The organism is Serratia sp. CY32780, assembly GCF_052169135.1.
Taxonomy (GTDB): Bacteria; Pseudomonadota; Gammaproteobacteria; order Enterobacterales; family Enterobacteriaceae; genus Serratia; species Serratia sarumanii.
Genome location: NZ_JBJNLI010000001.1, coordinates 595,644 through 618,332, shown reverse-complemented (window position 1 = coordinate 618,332; position 22,689 = coordinate 595,644). Strand labels below are relative to the sequence as shown.

Here is a 22,689-nt window from a genome sequence, read left to right as displayed (position 1 = left end):
TCGGCATACTTCCCCTTAGCCTGTATCGCAGGCTCTTTGGACTTTCGCTCACATGGAGAATAACAGTGATTCACAACAGCCTGTTCAACCCCCGCTTCGGCCGCGGACTCGCGCCGGCGCTGGTTTCAACCCTGACCGAGTTACGCCGATGCGACCTGCCCGAACTGGCGCTGGGCCATCACCCGATCGACGGCGACAACATCTTTATGGACGTGATGACGCTGACCACCGTGCCGGCGGCGGAAAAGCGCGCCGAAATGCATCAGGAGTACATCGCGCTGCATCTGCTGATCAGCGGCGAAGAACGCATCGAATACGGCCTGGCGGGCGACTGGCACCGCGAACATCCCCACGCGGAAAATAGCGACCTTCTGCTGCTGGACATCAAACGCCACCCGCAAACGCTGCACATGACGCACGGCATGTTCGCGATCTTTTTCCAGATGGAAGCGCACAAAACCGGCTGCCTGTGGCAGCGGCCGCAGCACATCAAGAAAGCGGTGGTGAGGATCCATCACCGCCTGCTGCTGTGAACCTGCGGCAGCGTCCGTAGAAAATCGGCAGCCTGGCGGGGAGAGCGCAAGCGCTTGAAACGGCGCCCTGCATCGGTACGGGCCATCTCCGCCAGGTATTTTCGCCGGTTCTTCGAGTAAGTGCGGATCGTCCACAGCACGATCGACTCGCGGCTGAAGAAAGAACGGCGGAAACTTTCCCGATTGCCGGTGCCCGGCCACAGCTCGCGTTTGCTGGCCGCGCGCCGGCACGCGCGGCGCACGGCCTGCCACAGCGTGCGGCAGAAGCCGTAGTCCAGCCACAGGATATAATCGACCTCGCGCCACTTGATCGCCTGCGTGCGGCTGTAGTTGCCGTCCAGCACCCAGCCTCCTCCCGCTTCGGCCAGCGTCTGCTCAAGCCGCGCCAGGAACGCGTCATCGGGCGTCCCCTGCCACTCGGGCCGCCAATAGAGCCTGTCCATCTCGATATAGGGAACGTCAAGCCGTTCCGCCAGTTGACGCGCCAGGGTGCTTTTACCGCTGCCGCTGGTGCCGACGACGTTAATTTTCATCATTCGCCAATAAAGACCGGGGTTAATTCCCTTACTTTATCCGCATCAATTACGGCTATCAATCTGAATAGGCTTGAAATTAACACCCCGATAACAAAGCAGATATTTAGCCGAACCCGCATGCCGCCAGAAAATAAAATAACAGGGGTAAATCTTCACTGACATAAATAATAACTTAAATTGAAATAACAATAACTTTCATAAAGTTACACAAAAACAAAAAACAAATAAAAATAGTGCCATTCGGCCATTCCTATTTGTGCAATAGCCATTTTCGTGCGGCAAAAATAAATACCCCTGCTATAATTGATCCCGTAACGAAATAGGACAACGACTAATCAAGAGGATATCTGATATGAGTACCGCTAAACTGGTGAAAACGAAATCTTCTGATCTGCTGTATACCCGTAACGATCTGGACGAAAAAGTCAAACTGGCCGCCATCAAGGCGCTGAACCATCAGGTCGTGCAATTCATCGATCTTTCGTTGATCACCAAGCAGGCGCACTGGAACATGCGCGGCGCAAACTTCATCGCGGTCCATGAAATGCTGGACGGCTTCCGCACCGCCATCATCGAGCATCAGGACACCTTCGCCGAACGCGTGGTGCAACTGGGCGGCGTGGCGCTGGGCACCGTACAGGTGGTTAACGATCGGACGCCGCTGAAAAGCTATCCGACCAATATCCACAGCGTGCAAGAGCACCTGAAAGCGCTGGCCGATCGCTACGGCGCGGTCGCGAATGACATCCGTAAAGCCATTACCGAAGTGGAAGACGAAGATACCGCCGACATGTTCACCGCCGCTTCGCGCGATCTGGACAAGTTCCTGTGGTTCATCGAATCCAACATCGAATAACGCTAAAAAGTTGCAGAGCGCCCGTCGTTCCGGGCAGAACAGGCTGGGCTTCGCCCGGCCTGTTTTCTTTTGCGCGGCCGTTGCATTGTACAAAAAACGGCCCATATTAAACGGTAAGGTTCCTTTGTCAGGAGGTAACGATGGCCAGCGGCTGGGCGGCGGACGGCGCCGTACAAGATCAGATTGATTCCACCGTCGACGATGCGGTGCAGCGCGCGCGTGAAGCGCTCGGGCACGGCGAGAGCGAGCGCTATTGCCAGGAATGTGGAGAGCCGATCCCCGAGGCGCGCCGCAAGGCGTTAACCGGCGTGCGTTTTTGCCTCGCCTGCCAGACCGAACAAGACAAAAAACACGCGGCCGCCAGCCTGTATAACCGGCGCGGCAGCAAAGACAGCCAGTTGCGCTAGCATTATCTGCTCCCCCTTTTCGCCGCACGCGGCTCCGCTTGCACCGTCAGTGCATCATGAAAGTTAGAGTTAGTTATCAATATTGAAGCAAAAACGTTAAAGAACGGTTGTTTCACAGCCAAAGTTTGGTTAATGATAGCCCCATGCACCAAGATAATTCTTACGCACCATTTTGGTGCCTCACGTTGGTGCATAACCATAACAATTCGCCTTTACGGCACAACATCACGCAATAACTCTTTGTTTTTATAGTAGTTGAAAACATGGCACGATTTTTTCATGGCACCAACTGCAATATAAAAAATGGGTAATCCGCAACCTGTACAGGAATTCCTCTCATGAAGTCGATTTTTAAAGTCTCCCTGGCCGCACTCTCTCTGGCCTTTGCCGTAAGTTCCCACGCAGCAGACAAACTGGTGGTCGCCACCGACACCGCTTTCGTTCCTTTTGAGTTCAAACAAGGCGACAAATACGTCGGCTTCGACATCGACCTGTGGGCCGCCGTCGCCAAAGAGCTGAAGCTGGACTACACCCTGAAGCCAATGGACTTCGGCGGCATCATTCCGGCGCTGCAGACCAAAAACGTCGATCTGGCGCTGGCCGGCATCACCATCACCGATGAGCGCAAGAAAGCCATCGACTTCTCCGACGGCTACTACAAGAGCGGCCTGCTGGTGATGGTCAACGCCGACAACAACAGCGTGAAAAGCATCGACGATCTGAACGGCAAAGTGGTGGCGGTGAAGAGCGGCACCGGCTCGGTGGATTACGCCAAGCAGCACATCAAAACCAAGGATCTGCGTCAGTTCCCTAACATCGACAACGCCTACATGGAGCTGGGCACCAAGCGCGCCGATGCGGTGCTGCACGACACGCCAAACATCCTGTACTTCATCAAGACGGCCGGCGCCGGCAAATTCAAAACCGTAGGCGATTCGCTGGAAGCACAGCAGTATGGCATCGCCTTCCCTAAAGGCAGCGACGAGCTGCGCGAGAAGGTGAACGGCGCGCTGAAGACCCTGCGTGAGAACGGCACCTATAACGAGATCTACAAGAAGTGGTTCGGCACCGAACCTAAGTAAGCTGTGAATTTGGCAAGCTATTAACTTAAGCACAGGGGGGCGCTTACCCCCCCTGCGCTTCGTTGTATCTGATACCCACGTTCGGGATCACCGGGAGAAATATCATGCAGTTCGACTGGAGCGCCATCTGGCCCGCCATTCCTATCTTGTTAGAGGGCGCCAAAATGACCCTGTGGATTTCGGTCCTCGGTCTGATTGGCGGCCTGATCATCGGCCTCGTCGCCGGCTTTGCCCGCACCTACGGCGGTTGGATCGCCAACCACATCGCGTTGGTGTTTATCGAAGTGATCCGCGGCACGCCGATCGTGGTGCAGGTGATGTTCATCTACTTCGCCCTGCCGATGGCGTTCACCGATTTGCGCATCGATCCGTTCACCGCGGCGGTGGTGACCATCATGATCAACTCCGGCGCCTACATTGCGGAAATCACCCGCGGCGCGGTGCTGTCGATTCATAACGGTTTCCGCGAGGCCGGCCTGGCGCTCGGCCTGTCGCGCCGCGAAACCATCCGCTACGTCATTATGCCGCTGGCGCTGCGCCGCATGCTGCCGCCGCTGGGCAACCAGTGGATCATCAGCATCAAAGACACCTCGCTGTTCATCGTGATCGGCGTGGCGGAGCTGACCCGTCAGGGTCAGGAAATTATTGCCGGTAACTTCCGCGCGCTGGAAATCTGGAGCGCCGTGGCGGTTATCTATCTGATTATTACCCTGGTGCTGAGCTTCGTGCTGCGTCGTCTGGAAAGAAGGATGAAAATCCTGTGATTGAATTTAAAAACGTCTCCAAGCATTTTGGCCAAACCCAGGTGCTGCATAACATCGATTTGAAGATCGACAAAGGCGAAGTGGTGGTGATCATCGGGCCGTCCGGCTCCGGCAAATCCACCCTGCTGCGCTGCATCAACAAGCTGGAAGAGGTCACCAGCGGCGATCTGATCGTCGACGGCCTGAAAGCCAACGATCCGAAAGTGGACGATCGGTTGATCCGCCAGGAAGCCGGCATGGTGTTCCAGCAGTTCTACCTGTTCCCACACCTGACGGCGCTGGAAAACGTCGCCTTCGGCCCGATCCGCGTGCGCGGCGCGAAGAAGTCCGATGCGGAAAAGCTGGCGCGCGAGCTGCTGGCCAAGGTCGGTCTGGCGGAGCGTGCCCACCACTACCCGTCCGAACTGTCGGGCGGGCAGCAGCAGCGCGTGGCGATTGCGCGCGCGCTGGCGGTGAAGCCGAAAATGATGCTGTTCGACGAGCCGACCTCCGCGCTCGATCCGGAATTGCGCCACGAAGTGCTGAAGGTGATGCAGGATCTGGCCGAGGAAGGCATGACGATGGTCATCGTCACCCACGAAGTCGGCTTTGCCGAAAAAGTGGCGTCGCGCCTGATCTTTATCGATAAGGGCCGGATTGCCGAAGACGGCAACCCGCACGACCTGATCAACCATCCGCCAAGCCCGCGTCTGCAGGAGTTCCTGCAGCACGTATCCTGATCCTGGCGGTTTCACGGCGGGCGCGCCACGCGCCCGCCGCTTTCATTCCGCACGCGTTCCCACGCCACATCGCGCCACCTTTCCTACTATATTCATTGTTTTTCATCGTATTGCTCTGACATCCGCCGATCACAGAACGCCAAAGAGAGGAACAATGCCGCCAAACGCAGACTCCCGACGAGGTTCTCATCTGCGAGAACACCTGCTTTTCCTGCTGCTGTTGCTGACCCTGAACGTCTTCGCGCCACCGGCGCTGGCGCAAAACGCGCCGCCCGCGCCCGCCGACAAGAGCGAGCAGCAGAAGGCCGCCTACGCCGCGCTGGCCGATCTGCTGCAAGACGACAAAGCGCGCGCGGCACTCATCAACCACCTGAAACAGGCCGCCGGCGACGCCCCCGCCGCCGCCCCAACAACGCCGGAGGAATCAACGCCGGCCACGCTGAGCGACAGCCTGAACTCGCTGGCGCAGGAGGGCATCGGCACCTTTAACCAGAAGCTCGGCGCGCTGCAAAAGCTGATCGACTCCGGTCCGAAGCGCGTTTTCAATCCCGCCGGCTTTTTCCGCGCGCTGGGTTACTTTCTGCTGACGGTGGCGGTCACCTTTGCGCTGTTCCACCTGATCCGGCGGCTGATCGCGCCGTTGTACAAACGCATGGGCAGCTGGGGGCACAACGCGCGGCTACAGCGCGGCCCGTGGTATAAGCGCCCCGCCGCCATTCTCGGCGCTTTCGCCGTCGATCTGCTGGTGCTGCTGCTGGCGCTGGCGGCGGGCAACCTGTTCGCCCGCCACGTCCACGCCGACAGCGCCACCATTCTGCGGCTGCAGACCCTGTTTCTCAGCGCCTTCGCGGTGATTGAGTTTTTCAAAGCGGTGCTGCGGCTGATTTTCGCCCCCAACTTCGACTACCTGCGCCCCTTCCCCTTCAGCGACCAGAGCGCGCGCTACTGGAACACGCGCCTCGCCTGGCTCAGCGGCCTGATCGGCTACGGCCTGATGGTGGTGGTGCCGGTGGTGGCGGTGCAGATCAGCTACCCGGCCGCCGCCGCCGTCAATCTGGTGGTGATGCTGGCGCTGACGCTGTACGCCATCTGGCTGATCCTGCACAACCGCAAGCCGATACAGCAACAGATCAACCTGCTGGCCGAACGGTCGATGGCGTTTTTCAGCGCGATCCTGCGCGGCCTGGGGCATATCTGGCATCTGCTGGCGATCGCCTATTTTCTGGTGTTGTTCGTGCTGTCCCAGTTCGACATCGGCAACAGCCTGCGCTTTATGATGAGCGCCACGGTGAAAAGCCTGCTGGTGGTCGGCGTCGGCGCTCTGCTGTCCGGCATGCTGACCCGCTGGATTTTCCGCCGCATTTCGCTGCCGACCGACGTTAATCTGCGCTATCCGATGCTCGAGCGGCGCATCAACTCCTACATCCCCAACGGGCTGAAGATACTGCGGGTGATGGTGGTGCTGGCGGTGACGCTGTTCCTGCTCGATGCCTGGCACCTGATCAACCTGTACCAGTGGGCGGGCAGCGAAAATGGCCAGCGAACGCTCGGCGGGCTGGTGCATATCCTGCTGATCCTGCTGATCGCCGTCTTCAGCTGGACGCTGATGGCCAGCATCATCGAGCACCGCCTGGCGCTGGAACTGAGCAACGGCGTGCGGCCGAGCGCACGCGAACGCACGCTGCTGACGCTGTTTCGCAACGTGCTGGCCATCGTTATCAGCACCATTACCGTGATGATCGTGCTGTCGCAGGTGGGGCTGAACATCGCGCCGCTGCTGGCGGGCGCCGGCGCGCTGGGGCTGGCTATCAGCTTCGGCGCCCAGACGCTGGTGAAAGACGTGATCACCGGCGTGTTCATCCAGTTCGAAAACGGCATGAACACCGGCGAATACGTCACCGTCAGCGGCATCACCGGCACCGTGGAGCGCATGACCATTCGCTCGATCGGCCTGCGCGACGACTACGGCGTCTACCACATCGTGCCGTACTCCTCGATCACTACGCTGGCCAACTATGCGCGCGAATTCGGGGTATACCGCGCCAACTACACCGTCAGCCGCGACGAGGATATCGATCGGGTCAATGAAGTGCTGCATCAGGCCATCGCGGCGCTGAAGCAAGATGAACAGGTGAAGCATTTCCTGATTGGCGAGCCGGTCTTCAACGGCGTGGTGGCGCTGGGCGACCGCTCGTTCACCACCCGCGTGACGGTGCGCACGCAGGCGCTGAAACAGTGGGTGGTCCAGTACGCCCTCGATCGGCTGGTGAAAATCCATTTCGATCGGGCCGGCATCGGCATGCCGCAGCAGGCGATGCAGATCTCCCGCGCGCCGCAGCCGCACGAAGAACAGGCGCCGCCCTCGGTCCCCGGCGGTTAGCGCCCGCAGGGCTGAGCGGCCAGAAAGGCCGCCACGTCCTGTCGGTAGGCGTCGTATTGCACCGAGCGCGGCGCAAACAGGCCAACCACGTTGATCAGCCACGGATGGCGGGCGAACAACGGTTTGATCATCACATGATCGGCCTCGTCGATGCGCGTCACCGTCAGCAGCGAGGCCGGGATCGTTTGCCGATACACGCGCTCGGTTTCGTCCGCGTCCACGTTGACGTCGCGCCCGCCCAGGATCAGGTGCACCGGCGTGGTGAAATGCCGCAATTCCGCCGTCGCGTCGCTGGCCATGTTAGCGCGGATAAAGTGCCAGCGGTCGGCGCTCAATGCAGCGGCGGCGCCATACTCGCGGCGGTACTGCGCGTAGCCGTCCGGCTGTTCGAGCAGCGTCTGAATGTGGCGCCAATGCGCCTCGCGCGCCTGGATCAGCGCTTCATCATCCCCTGCCGCCGCCATCGCCGCCCGGGTGTTATAACGCCCTTGCCGCAGCCAGTTGATCGCCGGCGCCAGCGCCAGCGTGAAGGCGATGTCGGGGCGCAAACGCGCCACCGCCGGCATCACCCACCCCGCCTGGCTGGTGCCCCACAGCCCCACGCAGCGCGCATCGAAGCGCCCGTCCCGCCGGGCCCAGTCGATGATATCGGCGGTTTCCCGCGCGCGATCCGCCATGGTCTGATGCAGCCAGTTGCCGCCGGAGCCGCCAACGCCCGGCTTATCGAAGGATAAAACCGCGTAGCCCTGCTGCGCCATCGCCTCCCAAATGCCGTAATAGCCTTCGTCGCGGCTGGCGTTAGCCGGCCCATCACCGTGTACGAACACCACGACGCCGGGCTTGACCGGCGCATGCTGCGGCAACACCAGCGTGCCGGTCAGCCGGTTGCCGCCGGCGGTCACCGTGACCGGTTCAGTGACGAAGCGAAAGTCGTTGACGAAAATGACCCAGCCGAACGCCAGCAGGAACAGCGCCACGCTGCACAATCCTATTTTGCGCACGTCGCCTCCCCGCAGCGTCTCTCCATCAACACCCAGTCGGCCTGGCCGAACAGCCATCCCAACGCAGCGTAATGCTCTTCTCGCCGCACCTGAAAACCGCAGCGCCGATACAGGCGCAGCGCATCCACGTTGCGCCGGCTGACGTGCAGGCTCAGGCGTCGGCCCGCGCCTTGCCCGGCAGCGTAGTCGTTCATCCACTGCAGCAGCCGCTTGCCCACCCCTTTGCCACGCTGACTCTCGGCCACCGCCAGGTAAGAGAGATACAGTTCATCGGCCGCCGGGGTGTGCCGCAACACCGCCATTTGCAGATACATGCGCCAAACGTTCAGCCAGCCATAGCGGCGGCACAGCCGCCAAATCGGCAAGGTGCGCGGACACCGCCCGGCGCTGTTCTCGCCAGCGGCCGCATTGAGGGCAAAGGCCGCCACCACCTGTTCATCCTGCTTCGCCACAAAGCTGCGCTCCCGGCTACCGCCTTGCTTCCAACTCCATAGCCGATAGAACAAACGCCACTGAAGGCGGGCGCTCAGACGGCGCGCGCGCTGAAACTTGTCGCAGAACGCGGCGTAGATCAGCGCCGCCGTTTGCAGGCGGTCAGCATCGCGGTACGGCTCAATGTGCAGCATATCCACCTCGACTAGGGATGCCGGTAGAGCAGCTGTTCCAACAGCCGCACCGGCGTGGTCTCCTCCGGCGCAGGCGACGTAAAGATCGCCTGCCGCCAGGCCTGACTTTCGATCGCGTCCAGCACCAGCTGCGCGAGCGGCAACGGCGCTATCGCCGGTGCGATCTCACCGGTTTGCTGAGCCTCGGCGATAACCGTCGCCAGCGCCTCAATCAGCTGCCGCTGGTTGGCGCTGAACGGCTCGGCCAACGCCGGGTTGCGCGCCACCTCCGCCACGATCTCAGCCGACAGCTGCACATTGGCCGGCTCGGCGACAAAGGCGTGATAGGCGGTGAAAAAGGCCGACAGCGCCTGCTTCGGCCGCGTTCTGTCGGCCCGCAGCCCGGCGGCAAACTCGGCGAATACGCCGTTTTCCAGCAGCGCGATCTCGCCGATCAACGCTTCCTTGCCGGTAAAGTGGTTATAGAGGTTGCCGACGCTGACGCCCGCCGCCTGCGCGATATCCCGCATGCTGGTCTGGTGAAATCCCCTATGGGTAAAGCTGTGCAGCGCGGCCTCGACAATCTTTTCTCGGTTTCCCATCGGCAGCTCCCGAAACGGTGAAGGGGGCGCCTGGCGCCATCGAGTGAATATGAACGAACGTTCGTTCATATTTAAGGATAGCATAGGCCGGAAAAATTGAACCACGGCTCAACGGCGTGCGAATCGGCGGGAAGATAAAAACGCCGCCCCCGTTTTCGGCGGGCGGCGCGATGAAAAGTCAGTGCAGCGCGTCGCTCTGCTTCACCGATGCAAACGCCTGCATCAGCTTCACCACGTCGTGCATGCCGATGTTGACCTGGTTGATCACTTCACCGGCGTCATGGGTCAGCGCCACGCCGCCGCCGGCCTGCTCCACGCAGGTTGCCATGCCGGCAATCGCCGCCGCCACGCCTTGCTGGATAGACTTGGTCATGCGTTCGATCTCGGTCGCCGCCTTGCGCGACTGTTCCGCCAGCGTGCGCACTTCGTTGGCCACCACCGCAAAACCGCGCCCGTGCTCGCCGGCGTGGGCGGCTTCGATCGAGGCGTTAATCGCCAGCAGGTTGGTTTGGGAAGCGATTTTACGAATGGCTTCGACGATGGTGCCGATCTGCTGAGAACACTTGCCCAGCTCGGTGACCACGTCCGAGGTTTCGCGCGCCGCCGCTTCGACCTGCTGCATGCCTTTCACCGCCTGCTGCACGATGATCGCGCCCTGCGCCGCCTGCCGATCGGTATCGAGCGACAGATGATGCGCGTTGCGCACCATCTCTTCTTCATGCTGCTGCTGTTGCATCAGCCGGGTGATGTCCTGGGCAATCTTCACCACCTTCACCACCTGGCCTTCGTTGTCGAGGATCGGGTTGTAACTGGCCTCCAGCCATACCCGTTCGCCGCGCCGGTTGAGGCGCTCAAAACGCCCGGTGATGAACTCGCCGCGCGCCAGGCGCTGCCAATGCCGCCGATAATCGTCGGAATTGGCGAACTCCGGCGGGCACAGCACCGCATGCGACTGCCCGCACGCCTCTTCCAGCCGATAGCCCATCAGCGCCAGCATATTGTCGTTAGCGCTGACGATGGTGCCCTGCGGCGTGAAAGCGATCATCGCCATCGATCGATTCAGCGCCGCCAGCAGGCTGCGATGCTCCTGCGCCTGGGTCACTCGCTCGGTCACTTCGCTGGCGATCTTGACGATCTCCACCACCTTACCCTGTTTATTCAGCACCGGCGCATAGGTGCCTTGCAGCCACACCGCCTCGCCGTTTTTCGCGATGCGCTTTATGGTGTCCGTAATGGGTTGGCCCTTATTCAGCGTCTCCCAATGTTTGCGGTATAGCGGGCTGGCAACATAGTTCGGATCGCAGAAAATACGGTGATGCCGGCCAATCACGTCATCGCGTTGAAATCCCAGCGTGTTGAGGAAAAGATCGTTGGCGCGCAATACCGTGCCATCGGGCGAGAATACGATCATCGGAACGGCGTGTTCTATCGCGCTCAGTTCGGCGCCTTTGTGGGTAGTTAACTGACTGAATCGTAACAGCATAAGGTGTAGTCCTTGTGGCAGATGATGGCGCTTTTCTTATTTTTGCCTGGCCACGTGCCGCGCCCACACGCAGACGTGCCATCGCGGAAGGAACGGGCAGCGCCGTTCCTTCTGGTTATTGCTATTAACCGGATTGAATTTATTTATTCAGTAAAGTAATTATTCGAATTTAAATAAACCAACAGCCTAAGATTTTTATTATTAATTCCGTCTTGAGAATAACGTAAGTGATGAAAATTGAAAGGTAAAATGCGGATTTTTGTCGGCGCCGGCAGGATAACCGGCGCCGTTGAGCTAAAACATTGCCCTTACGCGACCAGAGGCTCCGGCTCAACCACCGTGCCGTTGAGCATGATTTCCGGAATATAGCGCAGTTCGTTGAGCAAACTTTGATGATCCTGTCCCAAAAGCAGGATGACGCTGTCCGCTTCATCCAGACGGTGGTCATCATTGTTATCGACAATGAGATAGCTGCTGTTTTGCCCGCCGAGAACGCTATTGACCCCGACCTTGGCGCTCAACGCGCCGGGCTGGCCGAGATCGAGCAACGCGGCCAACAGCTGGCTGGCACTGCTTCCTTGTTCGGCCGTCAGGGCGCCGATTCTCGCCTCCACGCCTTGCGCATCGCTGACGCCATAATCTGCCAGCGCGCCGCCGCCGGTACCATGAACGATCCGCAGGCCTGAGAGCACATCGTCGATGCTGCCCTGCGTCAGCGAAAAGTCTTTTAACGTCACGCCTGACGCCGCCGTGCTGCTGTGCAGCGTCACGTGGCTTTTCCCTGCGCCGGCCACGATCGTCGTGTCTCCCAGCACGTTAAATTGATCGCTGCCTCCCCCGCCTTTGACCAGCAGCTGTTCGCCCTGTAGCCCAAGATCTTCCAGCAGCGGCGCCAATTTGGCCTGCGCGTCACCACTTAACGGCAGCGAATCCAACATTTGAATGATCGTGCCGTCACCGCTGCCGCCATGAGAGGACGTCAGGGTGAACCCATTACCGGCGAAGGCCGAAGCGTCAACCAGGCGGACCTGAGTATACCCCTCGGTCAGCGTCAGGTTGAAATTCGCGCCGCCGGACAACGTAATGTCTTGCACCTGATCATTTTGCCCCGTCAGCGTCAGCGCGCCATTTCCCCAGGCGCCGGTGGTGACGGCGATCAGCGTCAATGGGTTTTCATCGCCATGCGAGTCAAGCGCCAATGAGCCGGCGTTACCGCGCCCGGAGAACAACAGGTCGAAACGATCGGTGGCATTCCCAAGGAAGGCTATCTCCAGCCGGCTGTCCGCATGATCGCCGATGCCGCTGATTTCAAGGCGTGCCGCATCGGCATTGGCGTTAATCACCTTGACGTTATCCGCCCGGCCGGACAACAGCAATCCCTCACGGCCAAGCGCCTGCGCCGCCCAGCTCTGCACGATCGTCCCGCCGTCCGTTCCCTCTACGGTGGCGTTGCCACTCAATACCCCGTAGTCAAACACATGAGCACTCGTCGCCAGCGCTTTCGTGCTGTAACCGTTCCAACCGATTTGCGTCAACGTGGCTTCCGCCTGGCCGATATAACCCGCCATGTCTATCTGTTCGAAATGACTGAAATTGGCGGCATTGCTGCTCACCGTACTGATGCGCGCGCCAAAAAGATCGAGCGTCGAGGTCATTTTGACGATCAGGTTGGCGGACAAAATATCGTGCCCGTCACCGCCATCGGCGCTGAACACCCACCCCACATGATTGGCGCCGCCATTGGCATTGCCTCCCCACAGCAGACTGTCATTACCGTTGTTCAGATAAAAGTGCCCTTGGGCGGCGGCGAGGTCGGCCTGCGAGGTGAGCTGCACCCGATCGTCGCCATAGGTGCCATGCATTATCACATTGGCATTGTTTACCGTCATGTCCACCCCATACCGAGCGGCAGGGTTATTATGCAGCCAGATATCCGCCGCAGCGTCGCCATTGACGATCAGATAAGAAAGCTGCGAGGCATAGCTCAGGTCAACCATGACGTCCGCGTCAGCATGCAGGAATACCCTGAACAGCACGGCGGTTTCCGCATTGCTCAGCGTATGGTGAGCATGCGTATTCACCGTACCCGACGCGTTGCCGCCGCCCTCGCTGGTGGCGAGAGAAGCGGTCGTTTTATATGCCAGGCTGGCGCCGACATCGCGCGCGAACATCCACTGTTCATACTGAACGTCACCTGCCGGCGGCGCATTGATCAGATCGGCAATCACCGCCTGCGTGACCAGTGCCTTGTCGCCGCCCAATGCCCGATAGTGTTCCAGCTGCTGTTCATCCGCCGCCCGGCCATGCACCGCCTGATAGACGTGCTGAATAAAGTCGTCGCCCTGCAAACCACCGACCTGCGCCTGAAATTCCGGCGTCGCCAGAAGGGCCGTGACCAATTCGGTATAGCTCAACGTGCCGGAGGCCAGCGTCTTGCTCCAATTGTCCAGCGAGGCGCTGTCCACCGCCCGTTCGGGCAATGCACGGAACAGCGCCGCTATCTGCTCCAGATACTCGGTCGCCGGCAGTTCGCCCGGCGAATATTCATGGCCCGCCGCATTGAAATGCTGTTGAGCCGCAGCATCTTCCGGCGCCACCACCCCGCGCAACTGCGCGATCATATCCACCAGCAGATCGCCACGCGTCGCGCCCTCCGCCAGCCGTTGCTGGTAAGTGGCAAGTTCAGGAGCCGTCGGTGGCCGTTCAAATCCCTGAGCGAACAGATGCAAAATGAAGTCATGATCGGAAAGATCGTTGATTGGCAGGGTGGCAATCTTGCTCTGCGCCAACGCCGCCAGATTGCCCCCCTGATTGAGCAGCTTGCCGTCATGGGCAATTTCATCGGTCTGCCAGGGCGCTCGCAGCAGATAAAACATCGCCTGCGCGTCGCCGCTTCCGCCGGCGGCATCGGCTGCAGTGCCGGGATACAAACCTTCTGCAATGCGCTGATCGAGCGCATCACGCTGCGCCAGCATCACCGGATCGTCCCCCAGATAGTTGAAGAGTTCGATGACAACGCTGGCGACAGCGCTGTTGAAATGCCCCTGCTGCAGCAAGGCATTGATGTAATCCGGATCGGGAGCGGTATTGTAAACGGAGAAATAAACCTGGCTGAGAATGTCGTATTCGCTTTGGCCGCTCATCCAAGCGGCGTCGGGTTGGCTCATTAAAATACTGGCCATATAGGCGGGCGGCTGGCTGCCGATATCAAATGCGCTGTCGTAGTAATCGATTTCCGCCGCCGTCGGCAAACGCCCGAAAATGCCGATAATTAAGGCGCCGACCTCTTGTTGCGTAGCTAAAGGAATCATAATAAATCCCGTCAGTGTGATGGATTACGTTCGCGGCATGGCTGCACCGCGGCCTGTCTCCTGCATCGTGAAAAGAGACATTGCACACTGCCTGAATGGGTTTTATTGGTATTTCTACAGTTAAGAAATGCTGATGCGATAAGTCAATAAAACGGGGAAAACCGGCCCTCGGTATGGGACTTTGCTCCCATACCGAGGCACCGGAAGGATTAGCGCCAGCGTTCGGCTGCCCAGGCGGCCTGTTGCTCGGCGTCGTGGAAGGTCCAGGCGACAAAGCGGCTGATCTTCTGCCCTTGCGCCATCTCGATGGTGCGCACCTCGGCCGCGCCCGCCACCTTCAGCGCATGGTAAATGGCCGGCAGCGTGGTGTTTTTCGAGATGAGCGAAGTGAACCACAGGCAGTTGTTGGCCTTGCCGACGCTCTCTTCCACCATCTTGCTCACGAAGGCTTCTTCGCCGCCTTCACACCACAGTTCGTTGTTCTTGCCGCCGAAGTTTTGCACCGGCTTGTCGGCCACTTCCCCTTTGCCCAATTTATGCAGCTTGCGGCGGGTGCTGGCGCGCGCTTCCTGCTCGGACGCGTGGAACGGCGGGTTGCACAGGGTGGCGTCAAATTTCTCGGCCGCGCCGATGATGCCGCTAAAAATCAGCTCAGGCTGTTTTTGCAACCGCAGACGCACGCTGTTACGCAGCGTCGGGTTCATCTCGACGATCATTTTGGCCGCGTTGAGCGACACCGAATCGATTTCAGACCCGGTGAAACGCCAGCCGTATTCGCGCAGGCCGACGATCGGGTAAATGCAGTTGGCGCCGACGCCGACGTCGAGGATCGCCACGCCCTTGCCGCGCGGGATCTCGCCGCCGTTGCTGGTCGCCAGCAGATCCGCCAGGTGGTGCAGATAATCGGCGCGGCCGGGGATCGGAGGGCACAGGTAGTCCGCCGGAATATCCCAGTGTTCGATGCCGTAAAAGTGCTGCAGCAACGCACGGTTGAGCATTTTCACCGCCGCCGGATCGGCGAAGTCCACCGACACATCGCCCCAGGCGTTCGGTTTTACGAACGGCGCCAACGCCGGGCAGCTGGCGATCAGCGCCGGGAAGTCATAGCGTGAACGATGACGGTTGCGCGGATGCAGGCCGCTTTTCTGCTGCGGGAAGGTTTTCTTTTTTTCCACCGTGACGGGCTCTCTTGAAGGTATTTCCGGCGCGTAAGATAACACATCCCGCCCGCAATGGCGCAGCGGCGGGAAACCCGGCACAATGAAAACCTCATCGATTGCCACAGGATCCCCCATGAGCCGTGAATCTCGTTATTATTATGAACCCGCCGCCGGCCACGGCCTGCCGCACGATCCGCTGAACGCCATCGTCGGCCCGCGCCCCATCGGCTGGATCTCTTCCCGCAGCGCCGCCGGCTTGCGCAATCTGGCGCCCTACAGCTTTTTCAACTGCTTCAACTACCGTCCGCCGATCGTCGGTTTCGCCAGCACCGGCTGGAAAGACAGCGTGGCGAATATCGTGGAAACCGGCGAATTCGTCTGGAACCTGGCGACACGCCCGCTGGCGGAAGCGATGAACAACAGTTCCATCCCCCTGCCGCGCGGCGAGGATGAATTCGCCTTCGCCGGCGTCACGCCGCTGCCCGGGCGCCGGGTCAAAGCCGAGCGCGTGGCCGAAAGCCCGGTTAACTTCGAATGCCGGCTGACCCAGTGCATTCAGTTGCAAACCGCCGCCGGTGAACAGGTGGAAACCTGGCTGGTATTGGGCGAAGTGGTGGCGGTGCACCTCGATCCGGCGCTGCTGGATGAACACGGCGTCTACCAGACCGCCGCTGCCGAACCTATTCTGCGCGCCGGCGGCCCGACCGCCTACTATGGCATTTCCGAACAGCACCGTTTCGATTTGGCGCGCCCGACGCGCTGATCGTCTCCCCCGTTTAGGCAGAAGATAAACGGGGGGATTAATAATCAAAAAATCTGAATAAAACCGTCAACACTCTCCGATTTCATCCCGCCTGTCACTGCGCAATAATCTTCCCATCGAAAGGCAACCCCCTTTCTCCCTAATTCACTTTGACAGGAATGACGAACATGAAAACCATCAAAACTTTTGCTGCCGCTATCGCCCTGGCCACCGTTTCTTTCACCACTTTTGCCGCTGAACACGTCAGCGCCCAGGATGCCGCCCAATTCGAAAAAGCCGGCGTGATCGTCGCCAGCGGCGCAACCGACCTGAGCAGCCTGAAGTCTCAACTGGCCGCCAAAGCCGATGCGGCAGGCGCCAAGGCCTTCACCATCACTTCCACCAGCGGTAACAACCTGATGCACGCCACCGCGGTTATCTACAAATAATCACCGCCCCAGACGCCAAAAAGCCCGCCGGATATCACCCCGGCGGGCTTTTTTTATCTTCGCTTGCGTCAGCGCTGCATGGGCACGACAGCCGGTTTTTTGCTACCCGCTTTATCAGCAACCCACGCGTAAGCGAACCGGACAATGCTGCCTGAAACGGGTTTAAACCCCGTATTTAATGGGGTTTACAGGGGGTATGTACACACATTTTTTTACCGTGCCATTGCTGGACTAACGGAAGAGGATGATTATCATATTACGCAGACTACAGATGCAGAGAGCGTTGTATGCAACATATCATTGAAGGTTTCCTCAGTTTCCAGAAAGAGATTTTCCCGCAGCGTAAGGAACTCTTTCGCAGCCTGGCCTCCAGCCAAAATCCCAAAGCGCTGTTTATCTCCTGTTCTGACAGCCGCCTGGTGCCCGAGCTGGTGACGCAGCAAGAGCCTGGGCAACTGTTCGTTATCCGCAACGCCGGCAACATCGTCCCTTCCTTCGGCCCGGAGCCGGGTGGGGTTTCTGCGACTATCGAATACGCGGTAGTGGCGCTGGGCGTCACTGATATCGTGATTTGTGGCCACTCGAACTGTGGTGCCATGAAGGCTATCGCGTCCTGTCAGTGCCTCGATCCCATGCCTGCGGTAGCCCACTGGCTGCACTACGCGGATGCGGCCAAAGCGGTGGTCGAGAAGAAAACCTGGAATAGCGAAACAGACAAAGTTAACGCTATGGTGGAAGAGAACGTTATCGCCCAGCTAAATAATATCAAAACCCACCCTTCTGTGGCGGTGGGTCTGCGCAACAGCGGGCTGCGCCTGCACGGCTGGGTGTACGACATCGAAAGCGGCGAAATTCGTACGCTGGATAGAAACACCAAGAGCTTCGTTTCCCTGGCCGATAATCCCGACGTCTATTTCGAATAAAATAACGCCCAGATTTTATCATTAAATAAAATCCACGCTGCCGCGTGGATTTTTTTATTGTCAGCCTTAAACCAAACGCGCCTCTATCGCTGCGGCGAAATCGCGACACATCCGTTCGTCGCCGTCGGCGTTGTCCGCCAATACCGTCTCGCCGTCCACCACCCGAATATGCGCCTCCAAATCGAAATCTGCCGGCGGCTGCGGGCGCGCGGCGGCGGCGGCCATCGTCTGCTGCGCCTCGCGCCACGCCTGCGCCACCGTCTGGTTACAGGCCTGCGCCAGATAGTCCGGGTTGAACCCTTCACCGGTCAGGCTGCGCAGCGTGTCATCATGGCTGACGCTGTTGCCCGGCAACCAATAGTGTTGCGCCAGATCCGGGCCGATGGCCGGGTTGTCCGTCAGGTAACCGTCGCGCTGCAGGAAGAACTGGCGGGTTTGTTCCACCGCCATCATCGCCAGCAGATAACCCTGATAAGAGCAGGCGGACTCCAGCGACAGCAGGTGCGGGATCGCCAGCGTCGGGCGCGGGCTGCCGCTGATGCCGAGGATCTTCTGCTCGACCTCGCGCGCCAGCGCGGTGATGGCTTCCGGCGTGCGCTGCTCGTCATCCCACTGATACAGCGCCCACTCGAAGTACGGTACCAGCAGGATATGGCGTTCGTTGAACGCGCGCATCGGCTGGCGCGCCGCGATACCGGCTTCGATTAGCGCATCGGGCACCGCTTCGCCGGCGGCGTTTTTCGCATAGCGTTTCAACCAGTCGGCGTCGTCCAGCAGGCTGTCGCAGAACATCGACTGGGTTTCGGCATAGGCCATCGAGGTCGGTGGGAATTCCTGCGAGAAGCACGGCGCATTCTGGCGAATGTTGGCGAAATGCGCCGCGTGGCCGCCCTCGTGGAACAGGGTGTTGAGCCCGTAAGCGCCGCTGCCCACCTGCCCCGGCTGCGCCAGGCTGGTGAAGTTGATGCGCGCCGGCACCCATTCCCCCTGGCGCACAAACGGCGGCACCGGGCCGTGCATAAAGCCGTTCTCATACTTGCCTTTGCGCACCAGCAGATCGAGGTTCATCTCGGCGCCGCCAAAGCCGATGTGCAGACGTTTGAAGCTGTCGACCCAGCGCTCCAGCGAACGCGAAAACGGGAAGTAAGGATCCAGTTGGCGGGTGACGTCGCCGGCGCTGGCAAAGCGCACGTTCCACGGCTCCAGCGCCTGGCTGCCCTTGTCGGCCGCCAGTTGCTGCAGGCTGCGCGCGTTGGCCTCGCGGGTTTCCCGCTCGAAGCGATCCAGAATGGCGAACAGCTGCTCCGGCGTCATGCGCTCGGTTTTGTTCACCTTGTAGTCGAAATAGTTGCGATAGCCCATCTGGCGCGCAAAGCGGTTGCGCAAGCCAATCAGTTCCGGCAGGCCGTTATGCAGCAGCCATTGCTCCAGATCGCGCAGCGCCTGCTGCGAGCTGCGGCGGTAGTCTTCGTTCGGGTTGGTCGCCTGGTTGGTCAACAGCTCGCCGAGCGAGGCCGCCACCCGCTGGCCTTCGGCGTTCAGATGCGTCACCTGGTAGCCCTTGCGGCGCGAGTAGAGATCGGACTCAGCGTGGATGATCCGATCCAACAGCGCCTGCGCCTGCGGATCTTCAATGGCGTTGCAGTCGAAGAAACGCAGCCAACCTTGCAGGCCGTGGATCAGCGCATCGCGCTGCGCCTCCTGCGGCAGCGTTTCCAATCCGGCCAGCAGATTGCGGATCTCCGCCAGCCGGCGCGGTTCGGCGATAAAGCGCTTATAGGCGCTTTCCGCGGCGGCAAAGCGCGCCGACACCTCTTCACCGCCGGTGCCCATGTAGTTTTGCCAGAACAGCTCTTCTTTGGCGCGGTGAACGTCGAGGTAATCCTGGTTCAATTGATTGAAGTAATCGAGAGCCTGTTGCATAACCGTCCTTCTCTGCCGATGAGGAAATATCCCAGTATAGTCGCGCTCAGGCCTGACGCAGGCGCTGCAGCCCCTGTTCCAGCGTTTCGCTCTCGCCGGCGGCCACCAGGCAACAGGCGACCTGCCGCTGGATGGCCTGCGGGATCGCCACCTCGCCCGCCAGGCAGCGCTCGGTCCAGCGCGCGGTGGTTTCCGCGTCTTTCGCCGCCGGCAACGTCGGCGTTTCATCCTGCAAGGTGCGCTCCAGCAACACGCGCTGTTCGCCGCCGGCAATATAGTGAATCTGCGGGCAGCGCAGCGGGTTGGCGTAGGCTTCGCCTTCGGTGCCGTGCATCAACAGCCCGCGGGCGCCGATCTGGCGGAAAAACGACGCCACCCGGCCGACATACTCTGGGTGTGAGACGCTGGCGAGGCGCAGCGCATCCTGTTCGCCGAACGGCGTCGCCAGCTTGGCCAGCGTATGGGCGCTGTTGCGCACCCCCATGCGCCAACGCAGCCCGAGCTGCCGCGCCAGCGGCGCCGACAGCGTGGAAACCGGCATGAACACTGCCTCGCCGTTATCGAGACGCTGCTGGGCGTGAACGGCCTGTTCCGACCACGGCAGCCCCAGGGCGCGGAAAATCTCGGCGCTGGTCACGCGAGTGCTGTCGTCCAGCACGCCATGCACCACCACCGGCAGGCCCACTTTCGCGAGCAGCAACGCCAGCAGCGGCGTCAGGCTGGCCTGCTTGCGCGCGCCGTTATAGCTCGGCAGCACTACCGGCAGCGGCCGCCCCTGCGGCGCTTGCAGCGGCAACACCTGCTGCTGCATCGCCTGGTAGAAGCCCAGCATCTCCTCTTCGGCCTCACCCTTGATGCGCAGCGCGATCAGAATGCCGCCCAGCTCCAGCTCGGGGACCGCCCCGGCCAGCATCGCCTGATACAGCTCAAAGGCGGTCTGCCGGTCCAGGTCGCGCGCATGGTTTTTGCCGCGGCCTATTTCTTTGATAATTTTGGTGTAATCCATCCGAAGGTTCCCCTTGCTCACTCTTCGGTTAGCATACCCTATCCGCACCGCCGCTCAACCTCCTCCGCCAGCCGCCGCTGCGTTTCATCGCCGTCGCGCAGCCCGGCGATCACCCCATCGGCATCGTCGGCGCTGCGGTTTTGGCTCATCTTCCATTTGCCTTCGCGCCGAGTGACGGCGATCTCGATACCGACGATGCCTTTAAGCTGCGCGGCGATGTAGTTGGCCGGCGCGTCGTCGAGCCGCCAGGGCGCCGGGCGCCCTCCTTCCTGCTGCGCGGTCAGATCGATCAGCTGGCGCCGCAGCCAGGCCGGGTCGTCCGTCACCGTCGGCACGCCATACAGCTGCACCACGCTGTAATTCCAGGTTGGCACCACCTTGCCGGTCTGGCGCTTGCTCGGATACCAGCCGGGCGACACATAGCCCTCCAACCCCTGAAAAATCACCAGGCATTCCGCCGCGTGCTGCAGCCGCCGCCAGTGCTCGTTGGCGCGCGCCAGGTGCGCCCGCAGCCGGATCTGCCCCTGTTCGACATCGGCCAGAAACGGCAGCGGATCGGCCGTCAATCCCTGCTCGCCGTGGCTGACCAGCAGCCCCAACGGGTGGGCGCGCACCAGCGCCAGTTGGGCATCCAGATCGTCTTCGCGAAATGCGGCGGGTTGAAACATCAGTGTGGCTCCTTACGCTCTCTCATCATGACGACAGTAAAGCACCCGCCGGCGGCCTACTTAAGATCCGCTTTCTGACTATTTCGCGTGATCCGGTTTAACAAGATCAGGGCGACGCCCATCGCCAACAGATTAAATACCATGGCGCCGGCAAAGGCCTCGGCATAGCGCTCCGCCGCACCGCCGTGCGCCAGCAGCGGCACGAAACCGACGCCGCTGACCACGATGCCCAGCGCGCCCCCCACCTGCTGCACGGTGGCAACCAGCCCCGCCGCCATGCCCGCCTGCCGCTCGTGCGCCAAACCGAGCACCAGATTCAGCAGCGGCGTCATGCTCAGCGCCTGGCCGAATCCCAGCACCACCAACCCCGGCAGCAGCCGCAGCGGATGCGCCAGCGCCGCGCCCCACAGCGCCTGCGCCATCAGCAGCGCCAGCCCGGCGGCGTAAATCGCCACGCCCGCGCTCAACGCACGGTTGCCCCAACGCAGCGCCAGCCGGGGCGCCAACATCGACGCCAGCATAAAGGCCGCGCTGGCCGGGGCGAACAGGCTACCCGCTTGAAAAGGCGTCAGCCCCGCCCCCGCCTGCAGCAGCAGCGCGAAACACAAGAAAAACGAGGAAGCGGTGGCATAAATCGCCAGCACCACCGCCATACCCGGCGCGAAGCCCGCCTGGCGGAACAGCGCCGGATCGAGCACCGCATCGTCGCCGCGCTGCGCCAGACGGCGCTCCCAACGCAGGAAGCCCCACAGCGTCAGCATTGCCAGCGCCAACATCGGCGCGATCCACCACGGCCAGCCGCGCGCCGGCCCTTCCAGCAGCGGCAGCAGCAACAGCGACAGGCCGGTCGCCGCCAGCCCCAGGCCAACGCCATCCAGCCGCTGCGCCTGCGCCACCCGCGATTCGGGAATGCGCCGCGCCGCCCACAGCGCCAGCGCGCCGATCGGCAGATTAATCAGAAAGATCATGCGCCAGCCGCTGCCGAACAGGTTGGCCTCGATGATAAAACCACCGAGGATCTGGCCGAAGATTGCCGCCAGCCCCAGCGTCATGCCCAGCCAGGCGAAGGCGCGCCGCCGCTGTTGCGGCTCGTACAGCACCCGCATCAAGGCGTAAATTTGCGGAAACAGCGCCGCCGCCGCCGCCCCCTGCAGAATACGCGCGGCGATCAGCAGGCTGAGCGATCCCGCCAACCCGCAAAGCAATGAAGTCAGCGTGAATCCCAGCATGCCGAGGCTGAACAGACGCCGACGTCCGAAGCGATCGCCCAGACGCCCGCCGGCGATCAGCAGCACCCCGAACGCCAATTCATAACCGGCGACGATCAACCCGACGCCGGCAAAATCGGCGGCGAATTCTCGCTGGATCACCGGCGCCGCCACGTTGACCACAAACAGATCGAACACCGTGACAAAACCGCCCAACAGCAGCACCGGCAGGCCGGCCAACCCTCGCCGTTCACGAGATAATGAATGTTCCATACCACCTCCAGAGATTATGATGGCCGCAGTATGAAACATGTTTTAAACTGTTACTATA

The 22,689-nt window shown here is 60.8% G+C and carries 21 protein-coding genes; 10 read left to right on the top strand and 11 right to left on the bottom strand.

Translation table 11 applies throughout. The features are described 5' to 3' along the window. Positions 1-65: 65 nt before the first annotated feature. Positions 66-533 (top strand): YhcH/YjgK/YiaL family protein, encoded by a 468-nt coding sequence (locus ACJ8HH_RS03110; protein WP_033646871.1) that lies wholly within the window; start codon positions 66-68, stop codon positions 531-533. Here ACJ8HH_RS03110 and ACJ8HH_RS03105 read toward each other — a convergent pair. Continuing rightward, positions 515-1,066, bottom strand: a complete 552-nt coding sequence (locus ACJ8HH_RS03105; RefSeq protein WP_033647478.1) for an AAA family ATPase — start codon at positions 1,064-1,066, stop codon at positions 515-517. The genes ACJ8HH_RS03110 and ACJ8HH_RS03105 overlap by 19 nt on opposite strands. A 355-nt stretch (positions 1,067-1,421) precedes the next feature. On the opposite strand from ACJ8HH_RS03105, the gene dps reads away from it, so the two are divergent. The 6 genes from dps to ybiO all read left to right on the top strand — a co-directional run bounded on the left by dps (position 1,422) and on the right by ybiO (position 7,277). Further along, complete coding sequence (gene dps, locus ACJ8HH_RS03100) at positions 1,422-1,925, top strand: DNA starvation/stationary phase protection protein Dps (protein ID WP_004939215.1); 504 nt, start codon at positions 1,422-1,424, stop codon at positions 1,923-1,925. A 140-nt stretch (positions 1,926-2,065) separates the two neighbouring features. Beyond that, positions 2,066-2,332 (top strand): DksA/TraR family C4-type zinc finger protein, encoded by a 267-nt coding sequence (locus ACJ8HH_RS03095; RefSeq protein ID WP_033637659.1) that lies wholly within the window; start codon positions 2,066-2,068, stop codon positions 2,330-2,332. Positions 2,333-2,670: 338 nt separating this feature from the next. Beyond that, positions 2,671-3,414 carry a glutamine ABC transporter substrate-binding protein GlnH gene (gene glnH / locus ACJ8HH_RS03090; RefSeq protein WP_004939223.1) on the top strand — a complete coding sequence of 248 codons (744 nt, stop codon included), beginning with the start codon at positions 2,671-2,673 and terminating at the stop codon, positions 3,412-3,414. A gap of 104 nt (positions 3,415-3,518) precedes the next feature. Next, entirely contained in the window at positions 3,519-4,178 is a 660-nt protein-coding gene (glnP, locus tag ACJ8HH_RS03085; protein ID WP_004939229.1) for a glutamine ABC transporter permease GlnP, read from the top strand. Continuing rightward, a complete protein-coding gene (glnQ, locus tag ACJ8HH_RS03080; protein ID WP_004939230.1) occupies positions 4,175-4,897 on the top strand; it encodes a glutamine ABC transporter ATP-binding protein GlnQ in 723 nt (240 codons plus the stop codon). The genes glnP and glnQ overlap by 4 nt, the downstream gene beginning before the upstream one ends. A gap of 154 nt (positions 4,898-5,051) precedes the next feature. Then, a complete protein-coding gene (gene ybiO / locus ACJ8HH_RS03075) occupies positions 5,052-7,277 on the top strand; it encodes a mechanosensitive channel protein (protein ID WP_039566892.1) in 2,226 nt (741 codons plus the stop codon). Here ybiO and ACJ8HH_RS03070 read toward each other — a convergent pair. The 6 genes from ACJ8HH_RS03070 to rlmF form a co-directional block, all read right to left on the bottom strand. Further along, entirely contained in the window at positions 7,274-8,278 is a 1,005-nt protein-coding gene (locus tag ACJ8HH_RS03070) for an alpha/beta hydrolase family protein (RefSeq protein WP_060429766.1), read from the bottom strand. The two genes, ybiO and ACJ8HH_RS03070, sit on opposite strands and share 4 nt — an antisense overlap. Further along, the gene (locus ACJ8HH_RS03065) at positions 8,266-8,904 is read right to left on the bottom strand and encodes a GNAT family N-acetyltransferase (protein ID WP_060426527.1); all 639 of its coding nucleotides are present in this window, start codon (positions 8,902-8,904) and stop codon (positions 8,266-8,268) included. The genes ACJ8HH_RS03070 and ACJ8HH_RS03065 overlap by 13 nt, the downstream gene beginning before the upstream one ends. Positions 8,905-8,915: 11 nt before the next feature. Next, a complete protein-coding gene (locus ACJ8HH_RS03060) occupies positions 8,916-9,485 on the bottom strand; it encodes a TetR/AcrR family transcriptional regulator (RefSeq protein WP_033653404.1) in 570 nt (189 codons plus the stop codon). Between the two features lie 178 nt (positions 9,486-9,663). Next, on the bottom strand, positions 9,664-10,968 hold the full coding sequence (locus ACJ8HH_RS03055) for a methyl-accepting chemotaxis protein (protein WP_060429764.1): 1,305 nt from the start codon (positions 10,966-10,968) through the stop codon (positions 9,664-9,666). Positions 10,969-11,276: 308 nt separating this feature from the next. Next, complete coding sequence (locus tag ACJ8HH_RS03050; protein WP_060451416.1) at positions 11,277-14,279, bottom strand: DUF4214 domain-containing protein; 3,003 nt, start codon at positions 14,277-14,279, stop codon at positions 11,277-11,279. 209 nt (positions 14,280-14,488) lie between these two features. After that, positions 14,489-15,454, bottom strand: a complete 966-nt coding sequence (rlmF, locus tag ACJ8HH_RS03045; RefSeq protein WP_165790341.1) for a 23S rRNA (adenine(1618)-N(6))-methyltransferase RlmF — start codon at positions 15,452-15,454, stop codon at positions 14,489-14,491. A gap of 118 nt (positions 15,455-15,572) precedes the next feature. Between rlmF and ACJ8HH_RS03040 the strand changes: the two genes are divergently transcribed. From ACJ8HH_RS03040 to ACJ8HH_RS03030, 3 genes are all read left to right on the top strand, one after another. Next, entirely contained in the window at positions 15,573-16,202 is a 630-nt protein-coding gene (locus ACJ8HH_RS03040; protein WP_033646882.1) for a flavin reductase family protein, read from the top strand. 167 nt (positions 16,203-16,369) lie between these two features. Further along, a complete protein-coding gene (gene bhsA / locus ACJ8HH_RS03035) occupies positions 16,370-16,630 on the top strand; it encodes a multiple stress resistance protein BhsA (RefSeq protein WP_015377148.1) in 261 nt (86 codons plus the stop codon). A gap of 287 nt (positions 16,631-16,917) precedes the next feature. Continuing rightward, positions 16,918-17,553, top strand: coding sequence for a carbonic anhydrase (locus ACJ8HH_RS03030; protein WP_004939270.1), 636 nt, complete (start codon positions 16,918-16,920; stop codon positions 17,551-17,553). 66 nt (positions 17,554-17,619) lie between these two features. Here ACJ8HH_RS03030 and ACJ8HH_RS03025 read toward each other — a convergent pair whose 3' ends face one another. Genes ACJ8HH_RS03025 through ACJ8HH_RS03010 form a run of 4 tightly spaced genes read right to left on the bottom strand, consistent with a single transcriptional unit; the run spans position 17,620 to position 22,631 of the window. Next, positions 17,620-19,476 carry a M3 family metallopeptidase gene (locus tag ACJ8HH_RS03025; protein WP_060419967.1) on the bottom strand — a complete coding sequence of 619 codons (1,857 nt, stop codon included), beginning with the start codon at positions 19,474-19,476 and terminating at the stop codon, positions 17,620-17,622. 46 nt (positions 19,477-19,522) lie between these two features. After that, positions 19,523-20,482: a DNA-binding protein YbiB gene (ybiB, locus tag ACJ8HH_RS03020; protein ID WP_039566903.1), complete on the bottom strand. Its 960-nt coding sequence runs from the start codon at positions 20,480-20,482 to the stop codon at positions 19,523-19,525. A 38-nt stretch (positions 20,483-20,520) separates the two neighbouring features. Then, complete coding sequence (locus ACJ8HH_RS03015) at positions 20,521-21,150, bottom strand: FMN-binding negative transcriptional regulator (protein WP_039566905.1); 630 nt, start codon at positions 21,148-21,150, stop codon at positions 20,521-20,523. A 56-nt stretch (positions 21,151-21,206) separates the two neighbouring features. Beyond that, on the bottom strand, positions 21,207-22,631 hold the full coding sequence (locus ACJ8HH_RS03010) for an MFS transporter (RefSeq protein WP_060425550.1): 1,425 nt from the start codon (positions 22,629-22,631) through the stop codon (positions 21,207-21,209). Positions 22,632-22,689: the final 58 nt, after the last annotated feature.